Raw genomic sequence first — 4,219 nt, forward strand, 5'->3', positions numbered from 1 at the left:
CTGGAGCCGGAAACCTGGGCCCGGATGTGTGAGCGGGTGTCCGGGGCCGCCAGCGGAGCGCTTTATGCCAATGAAAGTGGGGCCTACTTTGCCCTGCATAAACGTATATCAAAACCGGCCCATCATACCTGGCGCAGCTATGCGATGTTCCTGCTGGATGTGATGCCGGAAAGAACGGCAGAACATTACCGCAACAAGATAGCCGTCTATCTCCGCTGGTATCAGACACGGGGATTTCCGGATGATATTCCGGATGAACAGGAGAATGACCTGGGCTGCCGGGATATCCCGTCCTGGCGACGTATCTGTAAGACTCTTATAAAGAATGATTTCTGGTGCCGTACTCTCTCCTTCAGTCCGAACAAACCCCGGCACTATGAACGTTACCTGCAGCGTATGAAGGAAAGGAGGAAGGAATGGGGGATTTTGTGACACCGGAGATACTGAGCAACATGATTCGTCAGTACTTCAGCCAGGAACGGCCAGAAGAAGAGGCCATACAGGCCCTGAATCATCTGCGCAGGGTGCTTCATGAGGTCAGTCCATTTGCACAGGAGCCTGTGGACTGTGTGCTGTGGGTGAAAGCAGATGAGGTGGTGGCCAACGATTATAACCCCAATGTCATGGCGCCGGGTGAGAAGAAACTGCTGAAACATTCACTGGAGCAGGATGGGTTCACGCAGCCTGTGGTTGTCTCGGAAGAGAAGGAGCATTATCTGGTCGTGGATGGTTTTCATCGTCAATTACTGGGCAGGGAAGCAGGTACGGGAAAACGCCTGAAGGGCTGGTTGCCAGTGACCTGTATTAATCCGGAAAGAAAGGGACAGGCCTCACGTATTGCTGCAACCATTAGACATAACCGGGCCAGGGGGAAGCACCAGATAACTTCAATGTCTGATATTGTCAGGGACCTGTCGCGGCTGGGCTGGACGGATGAACGTATTGGTACGGAGCTGGGTATGGACCAGGATGAAGTTCTCAGGTTGAAACAGATTAGCGGGCTGACGGAGCTGTTTCAGGAAGAGGATTTCAGTCCGGCATGGACGGTTCGCTGAGACCGTCATATATGTATATTATTTCAGTGAGTTAATGTTTTGAGCAGGAAAAAGAGTACCCCGGAAGTTGTGGAAGACACGGTTGCGCAGAAACTGGAGGCTGCTGGTTGCTGGCGCAGAGCTTCTGCCCGCTGGCTTTTTGTCATGGGAAATGTTGAATGTACAGAAGCACAACGGGAGTGGTTGTTGTTGCGCCGGGAGCATTGTCTGGCACAGCTTCCCCCACCGCCACCAGATAAGCTGGACATCAGTGAAGTATCAAAAGCTGCGGATGCAACGCTAAAACGAATGGGGGTTATTACCCCGCCCGGAGCCGTATTCTGAGTGGATACGTTTGCATCGTTGCCGTGGTTTTATTAAAGAAAAATGCGGGGACGAGTGAATACGTGTATTCCTGTAACCCCGGTTTCTGTTAGTGATGTTTACGTTTCAGGCAAGCATTTGCTTTTATGCATAATTCCTGATAAAAAAACAGCCAAGCCGCTGAATATTCTGGCTGTTTTATATGATGTGTATATTTTTGCTCTGTGCACGGCGAATGATCCACAGAAAGAATTAATTAACTCAATCACTCTGTTTACTGTTTTAGTCAGAGAGATATGATTGTTGATGTGGTAAGTGAAAGTTTTCAATGCCTTGAATCATCAGAAAACCTTTCGTACGGGATATACAACTTAAACTACCCCCCCTCAGGAATGGCGTTGCAGAAACTGAATATAATCATCACCGGATACAGGGAAGGTTTAATCAGCGTTAGTCTTACACAGCATATTGTCTTCTTGTTCAGAACGTGTTGTTACCTGATGTTTTTTATTAGTTGCATTGTTATAATAAAAAAATAACTCACTCACCACCTGGATGACGTATTCAATTCTTGCCAAGCAACTACCAAAATAACCATTACTGACCCCGTTATTACTACAACTGACGGCTCTTGAATGTTTTAACACCATATATTCATACAGGGCCTTTATGATTTTATTGCTGCGTATTGAGCTTAGTTCAATAATACACCAGAACTCATCCTCACTTACTTCTTCCATTGATATAACTGTATTTTTCTTCGATAAAACCGAATATATGTTGTGTCGGAAACGACTGTCTGAATTTCCCTCCATTAATCCTCTGTCTGATTCGCCTCTGAATAATGTATTCATTTTTAATGGTGCTCCTGATCTCATTTAAAAACACAACAGAAGGATGGTTATTAAGAGATAAATATGCGGAATGCTCTTACATGCACTGTTTTAGTATATGTATACAGCATTTCGTGTATTTGCTAATTGTGACATTGCATATGTTTTACACTGTACTGTTTGCGCTTATTCCATGGTCTGCGCCGTGCGGTATAAACAACTTTGCTCCGGTAGTCGCAGTCATCACCCGAGCTTGGGTGAAAATGACGGTACAGATGAAAATACAAACCTTTTTTTAGCGAGTGTCGCCCAACCTTTCAGGCAGGGATGCCATCACCTGGTAATTACTGAGGAAATCCTGCATCACGGCAGACGCTGCCTCCGGAGCAGACAAATGAACAATACTTTATTAAAGAACGCTGTCCGTTGTATCTTTAAAAAACAGAGGACAAACGCATCATTATGGTCTGTGGTGTTTTCAGTTCGAAATTGTCTGTTGTCGTTGTTTTAACGATTTAATTGATAATGATTTACAGACACGGCATCAGCCTGTTGTTCTTCGACAACCACAGGAATATACAGTGTACACATCACCTTACCCTGTTCATATTCCAGCACCATCACTTCAGGCTCTGCCCTTCTGACAGCCCGCATTTCCGGCAATATATTCAGATACAGATAATACATCTGTTCAATATGTGTCTCCCGTTCAGTCTCAAACCGAACCTTCAGATATTTTCCTTCACTGTACGGAAACACCTTACCTTCCTGCCCTCCGGGAAGGCCTATACCATTAACAGCCCGATAGTGATACTTTTTATCCGATACGGGCGTTGCCCGGGTCACAACCCACAACTCTCCCTGACGTTGTGATTTTTCACCAAATATTCGCTCCAGATACGCACGTACTGTTGCATTGTCCAGATAATTATCCACTGTTCCATAAAAGACCACTTCCTCTCCCACGACCGTTCCGCCCGACAGGAATACTTCCTCCGGTCGGGAAATCTCATACTTTTTACGTATCGAACCTGACAGAGGAAAAAACACCCACTCTGGTTTTTCACGATACTGTGTCGGGGTCATTCCGGTACTTTTCCTGAATTCCCGGTTAAACGACTGCTGGGAGTCAAACCCCACACTGAGCGCAATATCCTGATATCCCCGTTGAGAGAAACGCAGCAGCAACGCAGCACGATTCAGTCGTCTGCGTCGGATATATTCCCCCAGCCCCATCCCCGTCACGGAATGAAACAGGCGCTGCAGATGTCGCCGACTGTACCCCGAATAAGCAGCAAGCGTAGCGATATCTGTACGACGTCCACTCTCCACTTCTGCATCAACATATTCCAGAATTTTTTCTGCCGTCATTCTGTGGAACTGATTTGCCATTTCCTTTCTCCTGTCAGGGGAGTGTGATACAGAATTTTGCTATCCTGTATGCTCTGTTTTACATGATAATCATGTTTGCCGGAAATAACTTATTCCTGGAATTACATGAATGCCGTGATTTTTCTCTGGATATATACCCCCTGATTCATATAGTAATATAACTATATATTCCGGGAGGTAACTGAACAGGCCTGCAGCAACCACTGACACAGACTCATGATAAAACAGTTCTGGTCTTACTGTTGTCCGGTTCCTGCACGGTGACCGGAGTGTTAGCGGGCACCGGTACATACTGGCGATGTGTTGTTACGTTGTGGCGTCATAAATTCACTGTTCTCCCTGTCCGACACTCAAAGTGATATGGACAGGATAAAGACATGTTTCCGAGCGATAATATAACGGCACTCAACTATTTCCGGTTCTGTCAGTATCAGGCTGTTTACCACAAAAACCAGGTTATTACGGTTTTTGTTATGTTCCCGGTGGCATGTAATATTAAATGATGCATAGCTGAACTATTATCCTATACTCGTTGTGAATATTAATTCTGGTGATAAAAGCATGCAGGCACCGTTAAAAACATTTTTTATTTCCCCTCCGGAAATACCCACTCAGCACGGCCCCGACAACATCCTG

General features: G+C 45.8%; 5 protein-coding genes. 3 read left to right on the forward strand and 2 right to left on the reverse strand.

Annotated elements, in window-relative coordinates; genetic code table 11:
- The 3 genes from FEK47_RS24985 to FEK47_RS24995 all read left to right on the forward strand — a co-directional run.
- Window positions 1–432, forward strand: a 432-nt coding sequence (locus FEK47_RS24985) for a DUF3440 domain-containing protein (RefSeq protein ID WP_138183446.1), incomplete at its 5' end; no start/stop codon positions are given.
- Window positions 417–1,055 (forward strand): ParB N-terminal domain-containing protein, encoded by a 639-nt coding sequence (locus FEK47_RS24990; RefSeq protein WP_135487894.1) that lies wholly within the window; start codon window positions 417–419, stop codon window positions 1,053–1,055. The genes FEK47_RS24985 and FEK47_RS24990, both read left to right, overlap by 16 nt.
- A 69-nt stretch (window positions 1,056–1,124) precedes the next feature.
- Window positions 1,125–1,379 (forward strand): PerC family transcriptional regulator, encoded by a 255-nt coding sequence (locus FEK47_RS24995; protein WP_135410523.1) that lies wholly within the window; start codon window positions 1,125–1,127, stop codon window positions 1,377–1,379.
- 419 nt (window positions 1,380–1,798) lie between these two features.
- Here FEK47_RS24995 and FEK47_RS25000 read toward each other — a convergent pair whose 3' ends face one another.
- A complete protein-coding gene (locus FEK47_RS25000; protein WP_240727920.1) occupies window positions 1,799–2,212 on the reverse strand; it encodes an adhesin biosynthesis transcription regulatory family protein in 414 nt (137 codons plus the stop codon).
- 486 nt (window positions 2,213–2,698) lie between these two features.
- The gene (locus FEK47_RS25005) at window positions 2,699–3,583 is read right to left on the reverse strand and encodes a helix-turn-helix domain-containing protein (RefSeq protein ID WP_138183447.1); all 885 of its coding nucleotides are present in this window, start codon (window positions 3,581–3,583) and stop codon (window positions 2,699–2,701) included.
- Between the last annotated feature and the right edge of the window lie 636 nt (window positions 3,584–4,219).

It is taken from the genome of Escherichia sp. E3659, assembly GCF_005781135.1.
Classification (GTDB): Bacteria; Pseudomonadota; Gammaproteobacteria; order Enterobacterales; family Enterobacteriaceae; genus Escherichia.

Excerpts from the sequence above, each read along its gene's own strand:
- FEK47_RS24990 (WP_135487894.1), top strand. The coding sequence starts at position 417 with ATGGGGGATTTTGTGACACCGGAGATACTGAGCAACATGATTCGTCAG.
- FEK47_RS25000 (WP_240727920.1), bottom strand. The coding sequence starts at position 2,212 with ATGAATACATTATTCAGAGGCGAATCAGACAGAGGATTAATGGAGGGA.
- FEK47_RS25005 (WP_138183447.1), bottom strand. The coding sequence starts at position 3,583 with ATGGCAAATCAGTTCCACAGAATGACGGCAGAAAAAATTCTGGAATAT.